General features: G+C 68.0%; 17 protein-coding genes. 7 read left to right on the top strand and 10 right to left on the bottom strand.

Annotation, left to right across the window (positions count from 1 at the left end; translation table 11 throughout):
* Positions 1-220 precede the first annotated feature (220 nt).
* From ACQ754_RS16520 to ACQ754_RS16505, 4 genes are read right to left on the bottom strand one after another with little or no spacing between them, the layout of a single operon-like run.
* Positions 221-1,828 (bottom strand): hypothetical protein, encoded by a 1,608-nt coding sequence (locus ACQ754_RS16520; RefSeq protein WP_440998146.1) that lies wholly within the window; start codon positions 1,826-1,828, stop codon positions 221-223.
* Positions 1,828-2,424, bottom strand: coding sequence for a hypothetical protein (locus ACQ754_RS16515; RefSeq protein ID WP_440998145.1), 597 nt, complete (start codon positions 2,422-2,424; stop codon positions 1,828-1,830). Before ACQ754_RS16515 ends, ACQ754_RS16520 begins: the two co-directional genes overlap by 1 nt.
* Positions 2,425-2,428: 4 nt before the next feature.
* Positions 2,429-4,213, bottom strand: coding sequence for a type IV secretion system DNA-binding domain-containing protein (locus tag ACQ754_RS16510; protein ID WP_440998144.1), 1,785 nt, complete (start codon positions 4,211-4,213; stop codon positions 2,429-2,431).
* Positions 4,206-4,337 (bottom strand): hypothetical protein, encoded by a 132-nt coding sequence (locus ACQ754_RS16505; RefSeq protein ID WP_440998143.1) that lies wholly within the window; start codon positions 4,335-4,337, stop codon positions 4,206-4,208. Before ACQ754_RS16505 ends, ACQ754_RS16510 begins: the two co-directional genes overlap by 8 nt.
* 151 nt (positions 4,338-4,488) lie before the next feature.
* On the opposite strand from ACQ754_RS16505, the gene ACQ754_RS16500 reads away from it, so the two are divergent.
* The 5 genes from ACQ754_RS16500 to ACQ754_RS16480 all read left to right on the top strand — a co-directional run bounded on the left by ACQ754_RS16500 (position 4,489) and on the right by ACQ754_RS16480 (position 7,492).
* Entirely contained in the window at positions 4,489-4,845 is a 357-nt protein-coding gene (locus ACQ754_RS16500; RefSeq protein WP_440998142.1) for a toxin-antitoxin system HicB family antitoxin, read from the top strand.
* Positions 4,808-5,113 (top strand): hypothetical protein, encoded by a 306-nt coding sequence (locus ACQ754_RS16495; protein ID WP_440998147.1) that lies wholly within the window; start codon positions 4,808-4,810, stop codon positions 5,111-5,113. Before ACQ754_RS16500 ends, ACQ754_RS16495 begins: the two co-directional genes overlap by 38 nt.
* 12 nt (positions 5,114-5,125) lie before the next feature.
* Complete coding sequence (locus tag ACQ754_RS16490) at positions 5,126-6,052, top strand: hypothetical protein (protein ID WP_440998141.1); 927 nt, start codon at positions 5,126-5,128, stop codon at positions 6,050-6,052.
* 122 nt (positions 6,053-6,174) lie between these two features.
* On the top strand, positions 6,175-6,411 hold the full coding sequence (locus ACQ754_RS16485; protein ID WP_440998140.1) for a hypothetical protein: 237 nt from the start codon (positions 6,175-6,177) through the stop codon (positions 6,409-6,411).
* 109 nt (positions 6,412-6,520) lie between these two features.
* Positions 6,521-7,492, top strand: coding sequence for a replication initiation protein (locus ACQ754_RS16480; RefSeq protein WP_440998139.1), 972 nt, complete (start codon positions 6,521-6,523; stop codon positions 7,490-7,492).
* Positions 7,493-7,842: 350 nt separating this feature from the next.
* On the opposite strand, the gene ACQ754_RS16475 is transcribed toward ACQ754_RS16480, so the two are convergent.
* Positions 7,843-8,664 carry a hypothetical protein gene (locus tag ACQ754_RS16475; protein ID WP_440998138.1) on the bottom strand — a complete coding sequence of 274 codons (822 nt, stop codon included), beginning with the start codon at positions 8,662-8,664 and terminating at the stop codon, positions 7,843-7,845.
* Positions 8,661-8,903, bottom strand: coding sequence for a hypothetical protein (locus ACQ754_RS16470; protein ID WP_440998137.1), 243 nt, complete (start codon positions 8,901-8,903; stop codon positions 8,661-8,663). Before ACQ754_RS16470 ends, ACQ754_RS16475 begins: the two co-directional genes overlap by 4 nt.
* Before the next feature lie 122 nt (positions 8,904-9,025).
* Here ACQ754_RS16470 and ACQ754_RS16465 point away from each other — a divergent pair, with 122 nt between their 5' ends.
* A complete protein-coding gene (locus ACQ754_RS16465) occupies positions 9,026-9,883 on the top strand; it encodes a DNA-binding protein (protein ID WP_440998136.1) in 858 nt (285 codons plus the stop codon).
* A gap of 67 nt (positions 9,884-9,950) precedes the next feature.
* Here the strand turns inward: ACQ754_RS16465 and ACQ754_RS16460 are convergent, their stop codons facing one another.
* Genes ACQ754_RS16460 through ACQ754_RS16445 form a run of 4 tightly spaced genes read right to left on the bottom strand, consistent with a single transcriptional unit; the run spans position 9,951 to position 12,310 of the window.
* Positions 9,951-10,472, bottom strand: a complete 522-nt coding sequence (locus ACQ754_RS16460; protein ID WP_440998135.1) for a hypothetical protein — start codon at positions 10,470-10,472, stop codon at positions 9,951-9,953.
* Positions 10,473-10,480: 8 nt separating this feature from the next.
* Entirely contained in the window at positions 10,481-11,131 is a 651-nt protein-coding gene (locus ACQ754_RS16455) for a hypothetical protein (protein WP_440998134.1), read from the bottom strand.
* Positions 11,124-11,879, bottom strand: coding sequence for a hypothetical protein (locus tag ACQ754_RS16450; protein ID WP_440998133.1), 756 nt, complete (start codon positions 11,877-11,879; stop codon positions 11,124-11,126). Before ACQ754_RS16450 ends, ACQ754_RS16455 begins: the two co-directional genes overlap by 8 nt.
* Positions 11,880-11,896: 17 nt before the next feature.
* Positions 11,897-12,310, bottom strand: coding sequence for a hypothetical protein (locus ACQ754_RS16445; RefSeq protein ID WP_440998132.1), 414 nt, complete (start codon positions 12,308-12,310; stop codon positions 11,897-11,899).
* A gap of 286 nt (positions 12,311-12,596) precedes the next feature.
* Here ACQ754_RS16445 and mobF point away from each other — a divergent pair, with 286 nt between their 5' ends.
* Positions 12,597-15,464: a MobF family relaxase gene (gene mobF / locus ACQ754_RS16440; RefSeq protein WP_440998131.1), complete on the top strand. Its 2,868-nt coding sequence runs from the start codon at positions 12,597-12,599 to the stop codon at positions 15,462-15,464.
* Positions 15,465-15,493 lie beyond the last annotated feature (29 nt).

Genomic DNA, 15,493 nt, shown 5'->3' with positions numbered 1-15,493 from the left:
CGGGCGCCGTCGCGACGGCGCAGCCGCGACCAGGGCATGGAGCTGTAGTCGCGCGAGCGGCCGGCAGGACGCCGGCCGCCGCCCGGCCGGATCACGCGGCCACGGAGTGGCCTAACGGCCGGGGAGGGGACGAGGCCGGCCGCTACCTCCGGCGCCTGCTCCGCGGCCACTCCGGCCGGACGCCGGCACCCATCCGGCATCGCGCCCTGGTGGCCTCTGCCTATTTTCCTTCTATTCGCCGGCGAAACGCCTCGCGGTCCAGCAGCTCCGCATCCGAGACCTCGCCGATGCGGCCGGCGACCGGGCGCGGGCGCTCGGGCAGCGCGCCCATGCGTGCCTGTCGCGCCGTGCCGCTGTACTCGCGGCGGATACGCTGGCGCTGCTGCGCGAGCGCCTTGCGGGCAGCATCGCGTGGCACCACCAGTTCGCCCGGACGGAATGGCCGGAAGCGCCGCGCCCCGGGCGGGCGCACGCGCAGCGGCATGGCCGTGCCGTCCTCGAGCACGCCGCTCAGCGTGCCCGCGAAGGGCTCCATGCCCGTGTCCAGGGCGTAGATACCGGGTGCCGGCAGGAGGTAGGCGCGCACGCGCGCGCCGAGCGCGAACTCGGTGAGCCCGGATTCGGTCGCCACGTAGCGCATGCGGTAGTGGTGGCCGGCGCGCAGGGCCTGCGGCGTCTCCGCCCGGTAGCTCCGGTGGTAGTCATCGGCCTCGCCGGAGGCCGGGGCGCGCGGCATCTCGATGAGGCCGGCGGCATACCCCTGGAGCTGCGCGGCGGTATCGGTGGCGCGGCGATGGGCCTGCGCGCGGAGCAGCGCCGCGCCGGGCCAGCGTGCCGCCTCCATCGTGCAGGCGCCGCAGTCATAGGCGAGCAGCAGCTCCCGGTCATAGTGGTCGGCGCGCGCGTCTGTAGCCACCAGCGCGACCGAGAGCACGTGAGCGCCCCGGTCGGGCAGTGTAAGCTGAAACGTCGCGTCCTCGGCGCCGGTCGCCCCATCCGGGGCCTGATTCTCCGGGCGCTGGAGCGTGTCTTTGTGTGTGAGGAATAGCTGCTCGCGCTCGACCACGGCCGCCTCCTGCCACGGCCCATCGTCGATGGCATAGGCGACGTAATACACGCTTTGTTCGCGCCCGATCGTATGGCGGACCGTCACCCGCACGTCCTCGGCGCCGGTGATCCGACTGGCGGCAATGAGCTGGGTTTCCGCCTCGGCGAGCCGGCCCAGGCGGTAGGCGTTCGGCCCCGTGACCTCCAGGCCCGCGCGCAGGGCGCGACGCTTGATCCGTGGGCGCTGGCGTGTGCTCACCGCCACCGGCCGCCAGCTCCCCGGCGCATAGCTCATCACCGCGATACTGCCCGCGCCGAGCGGCGGCGCGGCGGCGTGCTCGGCGCGCACCGCTGGTGTGAACGTCTCCACCGGATCGAGCGGGCGCACCGGCTGGGGGAACAGCCCAGCGACCGGCGTGCTGGTGTTGCCGGAGCCCGGTACGCTCAGCCCCGAATCCGGGCCTACGGTGCCCGCCCCCAGGGCGTTGAGCGCGCTCGTCGCATCCGGCATATTCTGCGCTGCCGCGTCCGCGGCGGCCTCACCGGCGATCCGCGTCGCCTGCTCGCGGTCGCCCCGCAGCCACGCCATTGCGGCATCGCGCAGGGCTTGGCTTTGCGCGGCCGTTCGCGGCTGGTCTCCGGTGATCGCCGGCTGGGCGAAAAACACCTTAATTGCCGAGCCGAACGCCACGGCGGCGACGATGACCAGGACGGCGCTTGCCGCTGTCGGCCGCCGGCGTGTGAATTGCTGCCATTGGGTACGCCATCGCTGCATCGCCATCACAGCACCCCTAGCGTTGCGCTACTCACCACGCAAAACAGCGCGGCGTGGCTGAACAGGGGTTTTTTCTCCGCGTTCATGCTCGCCGCGAGCGCAAAGGTGAGCGCCAACGAGCCGAGCGCCCAGACCCATACCGATTCACTCATCCGCCCCTGTAGCACCGTGAGCGTGATCGCCGAGAGGTGATAGACCATTGCGACCGGGAGGATCGCGGTACGGGATAGCTCCTGCCAGCGTAAGAAATACCAGTAGCCCCAGCCGAGCAGCGCCACACAGGAGGGCGCCGAGACGGTGAGGATGGTCTGCATGCGCGCCTCGGGGATCATCGCCCCGATCGGCGAGGCGGCGAGCACATAGCGCGCTGCCGCCCACACCCAAAAGGGTGCCGTCCACAGCAGCACGGATCGCAAAAACCCCGGCGTGGCGGCCGGCGCAATCAGCGCAAAGACCGCGAACGGGTAAATCCAATATGGCTCGATGATTGCCCACACCCAGGCGGGGAGGACCACCGCCATGAGTTCGGCGGTGACAAAGTACAGGGCGACCATACCGATTAGCCGCCAGAGAAATGGTCCGATCGCGCTCATCATGCCCATGAAATCAAAACCTCCACTCCACGCTGTGATCGTCGCGGTCGCACTCGGCCTCCGGCGCCCCGTCGGTGTCCGCCAGCTCGTCGGCTTCGGCTCGCTCCTGGTGCTCGTCGCGCTTGGCCTCCAGGGCCACGAAATGCTCGAACGCCGGGTTATCCACGGCCTGCGCCGTCTCCGCATCTATCGGCAGGTGCGGATAGGGGACGGTCAGCCGCGCCGGCTGGCCCTGGATGATGGCGATGAGTTCTGCGCCGGCCGGCCCGGCCGACAGCCCGGTCAGCTCGCCGGGCGTCACCACGGGGCGCTCGTGCTGATAGGATTCTTCGCTGGCCCGGTTGCCGACGCCGGTGCCCTGGTGGCGCAGCGCCACCGAGCGGTTTCCCAGCCGGTCGCTGACCTCCTTGGCCGTCTGCGAGGCAAGCTGACCGAGGATGACCGTCTGCTGCATCGAGGTTTGCACGCGTCCGGCCTCGGCGCCGTACTCCGCGGCGAATTGGCTTTCCTCCTGCGCGGCGATGACGACTCGCACCCCCTTGGATCGGCCGACCTCCTGGATGGCCCGCACCGACTTGCCGGCCTCCGCGCCGAGCTGGGGAAACTCATCGATGACCACCCAGGCCCCGGGATCGGACGGGCGCCGCTCGGGCATCGCGGAGCTGCTGACCTCCTTGTGGTAGAGGCGCATCATCGCGCCGAAGATCGCGCGCATGGCGCCCTGATAGCGGCTGTCGGCTTTCAGTATCAGTACATCGGGGGTGTCCGCCTGGGCGAACTCGCGCACTGACCACCATTGCTCGTCGTGCTCCGGCTCTGTTGCCGCCACCTGGAACACCCAGCCCAATTCGACGCCGACTGTCGAGATCACATCGCGGGCGGATTTTGCGAGCCCGTCCGGGCTTTCCGGGTCATAGGAGATTTGCCCCTCCAGCGCCGAGTACCCGGTGCGCTCATCGCGGCGGCCCTCGATTGCCGCCTCGGCGATCTCCCGAGGTGGGCGCGCGAGCAGGGCCGCCAAGTGGCGGAACGTCCAGGCCGTGCCGTGCGCCTTGCGCGCCGCCATCATTAGCCCGGCGGTGACCGCACGGGCGCCCTGGATGAAATAGCTATTCGCCCCGGCGCCGCCCTCGGGGTCGGCGATCCAATCCCGGGCGGTGTCCTCGATGCGCGCGGCCGTGTCGAGATCGGCCCCTACGCGCCAGTGCGCCGAGCGTGCATCCCATGGGCCGTAGAGGATGCGCTGCCCGCGCGGATCATGCGGGCGCACCCATTGCACGTAATCGCCTTTTGGGTCATGGAGTAACAGCTTTTCGCCGCGTGCGAGCACCTGATAGACGATCGTCGCAATGGTTACGGTCTTGCCGGAGCCGGGCAGGCCGAGCAGGTAGAAGTGCGCCACTTCCCGCTGGCGCGAGAGTGTCACATCGCCGAGACGAATCCCCGCGCCGGTGCGCTCAATGCCGCGCTGTTCGCCTTCGCGCAGCGCACGCGCGTCGGAGAGCTCCACCCCGGCCACCGTCGTCTCGGCCACGCGGGGGCGCTCGAGCCACCAAAACGCCAGCGCCCACAGGACGCACGCCACGCCGGCCATGGCATAGAGGCTGACGCGGCCGGCCGGGCTCGGCCGCTGGTCCTCGAGGAGCACGCCGCGCACGTTTGCCACGACTTCCGGGGCGATGGCGGAGAGCATCGCCAGGAGCACCGTCACGCCGACTAATGCGGCGATCGCAGCCAATAGCGCATGCTCGGTCATCGGGTCTTTCGTCGTTCCGTCACTGGCGCCGCCCTTACTCATCGCCGTGATCCTCGCGGCGTTGCGGGGCGATGGGGCGTTCCGGGCGGCGCGCCATGCGCACGAATCCGCCCAGCCCACCGACCAGGATGGCGATGGCGAGAAAGACCCAAAACGCTTGGCTCATCGTGGCTACCTCCTTGTTTCCATCTGTTGGTGTTATTATGCTTTGAATTACTGAAATCAGCAATTTAAGTTACCTGTAATATCGGGTCTCCGCTGGGCTCCGGTATCCTCGGGGCTCCATTAATTGCTGATACGCGAAAACCATGAAATCCATGAGCACACAGATACACGTCAGCACGGATCGCGCCCTACGCGCGATCACCCGCCACCACGGCGATCGCTCCCGGATCGCCTCGGCGGCGGTCCGGGCGTGGCTGGCCCAGCCGGATGCGATGCGCTGGGAACGCGAGCGCGCCGCGCTCTCCGGGGAGCCGAAGGACACATTTACAGTGCGCGTGACCCCGGAGCTGCACCGGGCGCTGCGCCTGCACGCCGCCGCCCACGGGGTGACCATCACCGACACCGTGTCGGTGGCTGTGCGCGTGTATCTCACCGACCATACCGACCCGCTGGAGGCGAGCTATGCCGAGGATGTGCAAGACCCGGAGGACCTGCAAGGCCACCGCTAAACCCCTCGTACTGGTGGCGCTGGCCTTGAGCTGCGCCCCCGCGAGTGCCGGGGATCAGGACGCGCACGCGGACACCGGCCGGATCACCGGCGCGCAGGGTGACGCGCTTGTCGAGCGCGTCATCCGCCGTTTTGCCGGCCCGGAGGCTGGTGAGCGCGCGAAGGCGTGGACCGACGCCGCCGGCGTCGTCCCGCTCCTCGAGCACATGCAGCGCGTGAGCGATGGCGCGCGCGCGATGATCCGCCGCGAAACCGATACCCAGCGATAACCCGGAGGACGTATGCCCGCACGACTGCCCCTGATCCTCGCCGCCGCGATGACGGTGGCGAGCGTCCCGACCGCATTGGTGGCCGCGACCGATTCTGCGGCCGGCGAGACGCCGGCGATCTTCTCCACCGACTACCAGGGCGGGCCGAGCGTGGAGTACCGCGACGACCCGCGCATGCAATATCTCTCGCGGCTGCTGCGGGCCGTACGGGAGGCCGATGCCGAGCAGCGGGCCGCCATGGACCCCCTGATCGTGACCGCGCGGACCTTCTTGCGCACCCCCGAGCTGTACCGCGCGCGCGCACTGCTCGCGGATGGTCGGCTGGTCGTGGTCGATGCCGATGGCGCCACCATGCGCACCGATCGCGAGGGCACGCTCTCCGGCACCGTGACGGTGCCCTACAGTATCGCGGCGGCCGCATTCCGCTCGGCCGTCAGCAATGCGCGTGAGGGTTTTGCCCGGTTTCTTCTCGCGCATATCAAGGTAACGCCGGTGGACGTGCAGACCTACACGGGGATGATGCAGCGGCCCATCGCCCTGGTCCGCGATCTGGCGCTCATCGAGGGGCGCTATACGCCGGTGGCCTATGGCGGCGCGCGCGAGGGCGGTGGGCTCACGCTGGATGCCGAGGGCGCACCGCTACTCACCGAGGCCGATCTATACCATTTGCTCGGCGGCCGGGTCTCCGGGCATGTCTATCTCTCCGAGGACCTACGGGCCGCCGTGAGCGGCCCCGGTGCGGACTACACCGTAATCGCGCGCGTCGAGCGTGCCGAGGACTGGTACCCACAAATGATCGAGCGCGGCGCATATACCCGTGTCGGGGTGCGCGAGCATCGCCTGCCGGTGTCCCAGCGTGCGCTCAGCACCGATCCGCCCGGCGCGGTCACCGGCTACTATGAGGCCCAGGACCGCCCCGTCCCCGGGAGCACCGACTAGCCCGCATGCGTATAAGCGATGATATGTAAAGTCACCCCCATCGACTATAGATGATACGACTTGCAGTGTGCGACACTCTGCAAGTCGGGCTGTCACGCGAGGACGATGCGGCAATGGGGACGATGACGACTGTAAGAGAGCAGACCCTGCGGGAGCTGGTGGACGCTGGCAGTGTGCGCGATCTCCGGGCCGTGCAGAGCGCCACCGGCGACTGGGCGCTCGTCGCGAAAATCGGCATGACCGAGCGCGCGCTGCGGAGCCAGCGAGAAGATGTGCGCACCTGGCGAAAGCTCGACACCGTCTACCGGTACGCCCGTGAGACCCTAGGAATCAATCGCCTGGAGATCGTCGGGCAGTGATATGACGCTGGACGGCGTGGTGGGATAACATCGCCGGATAAGACAACGCCCCACTTCCTTGCAGAGCTTTGGCGGGCCAGCAGGAAGGTGGGGCGCCAGGAGTTAACCTGTGAGAGCAAGTATACCTACGGGCGACACGCCCGAACAACTAACCCTCTTTGCCGCACGGCTACCCCATCGCCCGTACTGTACCGATGAGCTGGGCAGCCTCCAGATCCGAGGCCAGCGCCAGGCACTTCGCCGGCGCTATCTCCAGGTGAACCCCCCTACGCTGCGCTTCTGGTCTGTGTTCGACATTGATCGCCCCGGCGCGGTGCTGGCGTGGGATGACGCCGGCCTACCGGCGCCGTCATGGGCGGCGATGAACCCCGATAACGGCCACGCTCATGTGGCGTGGGGCCTGTCCGCGCCCGTGCTGACCTCGGACGCTGCGCGGCGCGAGCCGCTGCGCTACTTGGTCGCCATCGAGAGCGCCTACCGTGCCGCGCTGGAAGCCGATCCCGCCTACGGGGGCCTCGTCACGAAGAACCCCGCTCACCGCCACTGGCGGGTGCTGTGGGGCGACACCATGGCCCGCGAACTCGGCGAGCTCGCGGATTGGGTCGATCTGCCGCGTCATCTGCCAGCGCGGGACGTGAGGCCGGAGAACGTAGGCTTGGGCCGCAATTGCAATGTGTTCGAGCTACTGCGGCATTGGGCGTATCGCGAAGTGCGCGCATGGAAGCTCGCTCGGAGCCACGGCGCCTTCATCTACTGGCAGCAGGAGTGCTACAGCCGTGCCTTGAGGTACAACGGCGATCTGCCTTGCCCGATGGATCCTTCCGAGTGCTGGCACATCGCCAAGAGCGTGAGCCGGTGGGTCTGGACTCGGTTCGATATCACCGCTAGCGATCAGCGCTTCTCACGCTTGCAGGCAGCCAGAGGGCGAAAGAAGGGTGAATCCAAGCGCCAGGCTGGACTGAGGCTCCTCGCCGCTGGGGCGACGGTATCAGAGGTCCAGCAGGCGCTGGAGGTTGCGCCTCGCACCGTGAAGTACTGGCGCGCCCAGATCCGGCAGTCTGAGGGGGTGCAAAAGCCATAATCAGATATCAGCGTCGTAGGCGGCCCTGGTGTATCTATCTCATCCCATAGCAGGGTACTGCCGCGAGCATCGCGCACCGTGATGGTGCGCGAGCGCAGACGGCGACCCTTACCGGCCGTAGCGAGGCCAGGGATGGCCGAGCAGGCCGCCCCCGCCACCAGGACGTGGTGGTGGTCAGCCAGTAGGGCGCGATGCCGGCGTGGCGGCGGTGGCTGGCGGTACGGACGCGGAGCGGGCGTCGGAGGCAGCGGCCGGCCTCGTCCCCTCCCCGGCCGTTAGGCCACTCCGTGGCCGCGTGATCCGGCCGGGCGGCCCGCGCCCTCCCTGGCGCGGGCGCGCGGGGCTGAAGATCAGGGCAGCGGTGCGTTGGCCGCCATGGTCGCGATCCACCAGATGATATAGCTCAGGACTGCGGTCGCCGCTGCATAGTGCAGCAGTGTGCGCCAGCGCCGGCGTGGCCGGGCCGGTGCCCGCGTCGTCTCGCGGGTGTGGTGGATGATCTGTGCCATCTGTGCGCGGGGGTCCGGCTGGGGTTGGCGCTTGCTGCTGTCCTGGCGCATGTCGCTATAGGTGCGATCCGCCAGGGCCTCGCCCTGGTCGTGGGGCCGCAGGGCCTCACGGATGCGCTCGGCGGCGATCCTCTGGCGTTCCTGCTCGGTGTCGCCTTGCTCTGTCTCCGCGATGATGGATTTTGCCTGATCTGCGCCGTGCAGGCGCACCAGCGCATGGTATAGCGCGTCTCGCTGTGCTTCGGCTCGGGCCACATGGGCGCTGGCGATCCGCATGGTGCGGTGGGCGTGTTGGCGCTCGCGCGACGCGCGGCGCTGCGCGGCTTCGATGCTGATCGCTGCGGTTCCGCGGTCATTCTGCAATCGGTGAATTTCCGCGTGGAGGCGCTTGCACTCCGAACGGAGCTGATGGGCTTCTTCTTCCGCGCGCTTTGCCCGGCGCTCCGGGCTCAGCGCCTCCAGCTCCTTTTCTTGGGCCTCGGCGCGTGTCTCTGCGGCCTCGGCTCGCTCCTGCGCAGCGCGGGCCGCCGCCTGGGCCTCGTCGCGCGCACGCTCCAGGCGGGCCGCGTGCTCCGTCCACTCATCGATGGTGTCGTTGAGGCGCTGGATTTTCTGAAAGCGCCCCCCGGCCATCCCGGCCCAAAACATGCTGTCCGCGCTCATGGTGTGTCCTCCTTGCTCCATAGAGTAAGCATCCCCTCGGCGGCCTGCTCCAGTCGCTCATGCTCCCGCTCCGGCCTATCGGCGGGGGCGCCCCCGAGGTTCTGGTGCTCGATCTGCTGGACCATCTGCTCGGCTTGTCCGTGGAGCGCGGCCATCGTGTCACCCACCCGGTCCAGGGTGAGCGCGCCGAGGTGAATGGTCGCGGCGAACATCAGCAGATACAGCATATATCCCATCATCACTGCCCCTCCTGTGGTGGCCCTCGCTTGTACTGTATCCCGTATCAGATACCATATCAATATCGCTGTATCGGGTATAATATTCGATATTCTTGACACCCCCCAGCCCCGCAGGAGGCCCTATGAGTAGCGATCGCCCCCGCATCACCTACGAGGACGTATCGGCCGCCGCTGACGCCCTGGTGGCCGAGGGCCAGCGCCCGAGTATCCGCGCCGTGCGCGAGCGCATCGGGCGCGGCAGCCCGAATACGATCCACCGCCACCTATCCGCATGGCGTGCGGCGCAGGCGCCAGCGGAGCGCGAGGCTGCGCGCTTGCCGGATGCGCTCGCGGCGGCGCTAGCCGAGGAGATCGCACGGCAGGCCGCCGCCGCCCGTGCCGAGGCCGAGACGGCGGCGGCTGAGGCCCGTGCCGAGGCGGATGAGCTGGCCGACACCGGCGAGGCCCTGGAGGCCGAGCGCGACGAGCACCAGGAGCGAGCCGAGGCGCTGGAGCGGGAGCGCGACACCCTCGCCGGCCGCGTGGACGAGCAGGGTCGTGAGATCGAGCACCTACGCGCAGAGCTGGAGGCCACTCGGACGGCCGCGGATACGCTGCGCACCGATCTCGCCGAGGCGCGCAATCGGGTGCAGACGCTTAGCGAGCAGCGCGACGAGGCCCAGGCGGCGGCCCGCGCTGCGCAGGAGCGAGCCGAGGCCGCCGAGGTGCGGCGTGTGGACGTAGAACAGCAGGTCGCGCGGGTCAGCGAGCAGGTCGAGGCACGTACCGAGGCACGGGATGAGGCTCGTCGGGAAGTCTCGGCACTGCGCGAGGCGCTGGAGAGCGCCCGCGTGGAGGCCCAGGCGCAGGCGCGGGCCACCGCCGAGGCCGAGCAGCGTGCGGCCGTGGCCGAGGCCCAGGCGCAGGCGGCCGCCGAGGCACGCGATGAGGCGCGTACCCAGGCGCAGGCGCTTGCGGATCGGTTATGGGGGTCGGGATAAGATCGGGATAAGAGCGGCGGGCGTTGCCCGCCGCTTTCTATCTTTCTGTAATTACAGAATCCTGCAATTACAGAAAATCGGACAACGAAATGGTCACTTGCGCGGCCGCGATGACGCCATAGCCGCCGGGGGAGTCGGAGGGTATCGCCATGAGGTTCAGGGCGACCGCCCCATATCGGGCCGTGACCACTGGTGTCGGGATCGGCACGAGCTTTCTAGCTCCAGGCGCGCCATCATAGGCCCAGCGCATCGCCCGGTAGTGCACCGAGATCATCGCGCCTGCCGCGAGCTGCGCCGGGCCGGCCTCGTAGAGCGGCCAGCGCCGGCCGATGCCCGCGTAATACGCATCGGCGCCGTAGCTGTCCTGGTAGCTACCGGCGGTCGCGTAGTAGCCATCATCGCGGACCCATTCCATTCCGATACCCGTATTCCATTCACGAAAATCCATCGCCGCATACTCCGTATCGAGCCCGATATGCCAGCTCCGCCCGGAGATCACCACACGGGTCTCATATTCCGGCCCGCCGATGATCGCCGTCGCCGGCGCCGGTAGCGCACTCGCGAGCACGAGCGCGCCGGAGAGCACCACACCACGCATCACAGCGCCCCCATGCGGCCCGCGGCCGCTAGCGTCAGCGCGATAACGATGCCCACACCGATGCCGAGGCCGAGCGCCGCCGCGAGCACCGTCAGCGCCCGGGCGCTGACGGCGCGGATGATCTCGCCGGCGCGCCTCTGGGCCACCTCGCGCGTGGCCTCGCGCCACACATCCTCGATCACCCGCTCTATGGCCTCGCGCTCGGCCGCCATCCGCTGCGTCGCGTGCGTGCCAAATGAGTCGAGCGTCTCTACCATCCGCCGATGCGTCGCATCGGCCGTCTCGGCGATGGCGGCACGTCCGCTCTCGATCTCGGAGGCCACGCTGCCTACTTGTTTGGCGGCGGCCTGGATGGCCGCCACCGCCTCATCCGTGCTGGCGCGCTGGGCTTCCGCTGTGCTCACCGCGACGGCGTACATGACGCCCCACATGGGATCATCATCGCGCATGTGCCGCGTGCCCTCTACTACCCGCGCCCGGGCATCCGGCGGCAGGATCGCCAGCAGCGCCGCGCGTGCGCTATCCTCGGGGTGCGGCTGATACGTATGCCTCGCGTTGGCCGCGTGGTGGGCATCCGGCGCGCAGCCGGATGCCCCCGCCCTATCCTCGCCCAGCGGGTCATCGATGATCTCGTCTATATCATCAGTCATGGTCGGCCTCCTGCTCGCCCTCGAGTGCGAGTGCCCGCATTACATTCCCCGCCGCGCGGCCATACCACCGCGCGACCTGTAATCGCTGCATCGTGTGCAGCGGCCCCGTGTGATCGCTGAGGTCGGCGAGATTCGCGCCCGGGTGCGCGAGTAGCTGATCCGCCGCCCCAGGGGAGAGTGCTGGGACCACGGCCCGGGCATATCCCCGCATGGCTTTTTGTGCGTCGATTTTCCTCGCGTATTCCGCTTCGATACCAAAATGCTCATTCACCACAAAGGCGGCATGCGTCGCGGCCCGAAGAATATGGCCCTTCGCCGCGGCCGCTGCATTTGCCACCGCGGCATCCGATCGGTCGAATGAGTAGGCCACCCGCAGATCAATGCCCATTTCCTCCACGGCCGCCGCGATCAAATCCCCGACATATTCCAGTGTCGCGGAGGCATTCGCGGGCGTGTTCATCAGAATATATTCCTGCTCCCAATTCTCGATCGCTCCAAACATCTTGGCGATCATATCCTCTACATGCCGCCCCTCCTGGCGCATACTCATTTCGGTCACCTGCACATTGTCACGGCCGGTAAACCGTGGGGCCACATCTGGTTGTCCGCCGGAGCCTTCCCCGGCGTCCGCCTCGATGAGCACGAATGGAGTTCCCTTTTCCAGTAGCCGGGAACCAATAATGGTGGCGACCGTGGATTTTCCGCACCCGCCTTTGTCGCCATGCGAAATGATGAGCGTTTTTGTCATTCCTGAGTTCTCCTGTTTTACTCAAAAAATCGTTTTATGGTCTGTTTCGTTTCTTTGTCTCTTACTACTATTTCCGGGCCTTCTCTTTTGTATTCTGTTCCATCGCCTCGATCTATCCATTCGTCCTCTTGTTTTTGCTCGGCGCTGGGTTCCTCCTGCTTGTGGCTGACCGGAACTTCTGTTTTCCCTTCCTTTCGCTGCTTTGGTTTTATTTGATTTTTTTCGTATCGCAACCGCTGCATGGCGCTTTTTGCGCCATAGTATGTCTCGCCGAGATCCGCGGCGAACCGCGATAGCGGGATCATCCGACCGCGCCCGACCATCGCTGAGACATCGGGCCACATGGCCCGCAGGGCCGCGGTCAGCGATACTCCCTCGGCGCGCATGGCGCGCAGCTCCGCGCACAGGGTGTGATAGTCGTCGAAGGTCATGCGTGAGCCTCTCGTGAGTCTCTCATGAGTCTTTCGTGCCTCTTTTGAGTCTCTCGTGAGTCTTTCACGATACTCTCGTGAGTCTTTTTATGCAAAGACTCACGAGAGACTCACGAGCGCGTCACGAGAGACTCACGCGCGCATCATGTAGACGGGCACCTGGCGGTGCCCTATCCGCCCCTCCGCTGGCGCGTCGGCGCGGACACACAATCGCACTTGTAAGTGACCGGCCTCCGGCCTACGATTGTGCGCAGTACCACCAGCAAGAGCCAAGAGCGCCGCCATCATGCTGAAAATCACCCACCTATCCGGGTCGGCCGCCACCGTCGCCGGCTACGTAGATCACGTCCACCGCGAGACCGCCCACGGCACCCCGGTCGGCTACTACGATGACGCGGCCGTCTCTCGCAGCTCCTGGCATGGCCGCGGTGCCGAGCGCGTCGGCCTGACCGGCGCGGTCGAGCGCGAGGCCCTGGAGCGCGTATTGTCCGCCGATGACTTCGACCGACGGCGCCATTCTGGTGCCCAGCGTCTCGGTACGGATATTACTTTTTCGGCGCCTAAATCCGTTTCGCTCGTCGGTCTCGCTGGCGGGGATTCTCGCGTATTGCGCGCCCACGATGAGGCCGTTCGGGCGGCGCTGGATTATATCGAGCGCGAGGTGGTGACCACGCGCACCGGCGCCGGTGGCGTTCACCGCGAGCACACCGGAAACCTGATCGCCGCCGTCTACCGCCACGAGGATGCGCGGCCCATTGACGGCATCGCGGACCCGCAACTTCATTCCCATTCCGTCGTGGCTAATCTCACCCAGCGCGAAACCGGGCAATGGCGTACTGTCGATTTGGATTTCGGCCCCGAGAATGAGCGCATGCACATGGCCGATGCGGTGTATAAATCAACCCTTGCGGCCCAGCTTCGCGAATACGGCTATCAGATCGTGCAGAGTGAAAACGGCTTTGAGATCGCGGGAATCAGTGAGGAGCAACGGGAGTCCTTTTCGCGTCGTTCGGCCGCGATTGAGTCCGCATTGCAGCGCCTCGGCCTAGACCGGGATAGCGCGAATGCGCATGCTCGTGATCGGCTTAATGTTTCCTCGCGGGAAGGGAAGAAACAACTGCCTCAATCGGTGCAGCGTGCGGAATGGGCCGAGCGTGCCCAAGCGGTTGGTATTGATTTCCACGAAATCCAAGCGATAGGCGATGCCGCATTTTACGACGCGCGGCCCCTGGCGGATCGCCAGCGCGAGGCGCTGCGTTACGCGGTGGACCACCTCAGTGAGCGGGCCGATGTGTACTCGCGCGATGCGCTCGCGCGCACCATGATCGAGGGCCGATATGGGGAGCTGACCCATACCGAGGCATACGCTGCCATTGATGGCAGTGATGCGCTCGTGGCGCTGGAGCCGGGCCGGTATACCAGTGTCGCGGCCGCCGAGCGCGAGGGCTGGATCATCGGCCGGATGCAGGCGGGGCGCGGGCAATCGGCGGCGCTGGTCAACGACGAGGCCGGCGCATCGGCGCATATCCGCGCGCTCGAGGCGGATGCCGGCCATACCTATTCCCACGGTCAGCGCGAGGCGCTGGGCATGATGCTCACGAGCCGCGATCAGGTCCTCGGCATACGCGGCGCGGCTGGGGCCGGCAAGACCACGGCCCTCGCGCCGGCGGTCGCCAGCGCACAGGCGCGCGGCTATGAGGTCATTGGTCTCGGCCCTTCGGCGCGCGCGGCCGAAGAACTGGCCGGCGCCGGTGCCGATGAAACTAGAACGCTGGCGAGTTATGTCCAGGCCCAGGCCCGACACGGCGCGGATGAGGAGCGGCCGCGCATGGTGGTGCTCGATGAGGCCGGCATGGTGTCCAGCCGCGATATGCAGGCGCTGATGGCGACGCTGCGCACGCAAGACCGGCTGGTGCTGGTCGGCGATCAACGCCAGATCCAGGCCGTGGAGGCCGGATCGCCGTTCGATGCCCTCCAGCGTGAGGGCATGGCGACGGCGGAGATCGGTGAGATACGCCGGCAGCAGGACCCGGAACAACGGCGCGTGGCCGCGCTGTTCGCCGATGGGCAGGCCGAGGCCGGCGCCGAGGCCGCCAAGCAGTACATGCAGGAGGTGGCGGTGCCGCAACGCCGCGAAGGTGAGGGTCAGCGCGCCTACGCCGCGCGCAAGCAGGCCGCCCTTGGCGATGCGGCCGCCGATCGGTGGCTGGCGCTCCGCGCGGACGAGCGCGATCGGACCATGGTGCTATCGGGGACCAACGCGGTGCGTGAGCGCATCAACGAGCGCGTGCGTGCGGGTCTGCGCGAGGAGGGGGCCATCGCCACGCAGGGCACGGATGTGGCGGCGCTGCGCAAGGTGGACATGACCCGCGCGCAGCGCCGCCATGCCGGCAGCTATGCGCCGGCGAACAGCCGGGCGATACGGCCTGGCGATGCGCTGGTGATCGAGCACGACGGCCACCGCTATGACCTGCTGGACGTGGACCGGCCCGCCAACACGCTGCGCGTGAGCGAGCGCGGCGGTGGCGAGGCCATCCGCCTGGATGCCTCGCAGCTCGCGGATGCCCGGGTCTACCGCGTCGAGCGCATGGAGCTTGCGGCCGGCGATCAGGTGACTTTTCGCGCGAATGATCGCGAGGCCGGCGTGCGCAACGGCGACACCGGCCGCGTCCTAGCCGCCGACCAGGAGGGCGTACAGGTGCAGATCGCCGGCCGCACCGACACCGTGACCCTCGATCGCGAGGCCGGCACACCGCTGGAGTATGGATATGCGCGCACGATCCACGCCGCGCAGGGCGCCACCGTGGACCGTGCGCTCGTCGCCGGTGAGGGCGGGCGCAGCGCGACGGCCAACACCGCCTATGTCGCGATGAGCCGCCAGCGCCACGCCGTCGAGGTGGTCACCGATGATGCCGGGCGCCTCGCCACCGGCTGGAGCCGGGCCGCGCAGCGCCAAGGCCCGAGCGAGCGCCAGCAGCCAGGGGCGGTGCCTGAGCGCATCCGTGCGGCGCGGGGTCGCGGCATCGAGCGCGCCCATACCGATGCGGCGCGTGGCTCGTCCCAGGATGCCGAGATCAGTGCCGATCCGCTCGGCACGGAGTCCTCGCGGGCGCCGTCGCGACGGCGCAGCCGCGACCAGGGCATGGAGCTGTAGTCGCGCGAGCGGCCGGCAGGACGCCGGCC

Source organism: Arhodomonas sp. SL1 (assembly GCF_052060015.1).
Classification (GTDB): domain Bacteria; phylum Pseudomonadota; class Gammaproteobacteria; order Nitrococcales; family Nitrococcaceae; genus Arhodomonas.
Note: the sequence above shows the minus strand (reverse complement) of the source record. Positions and strands in the feature narration are given on the sequence as shown.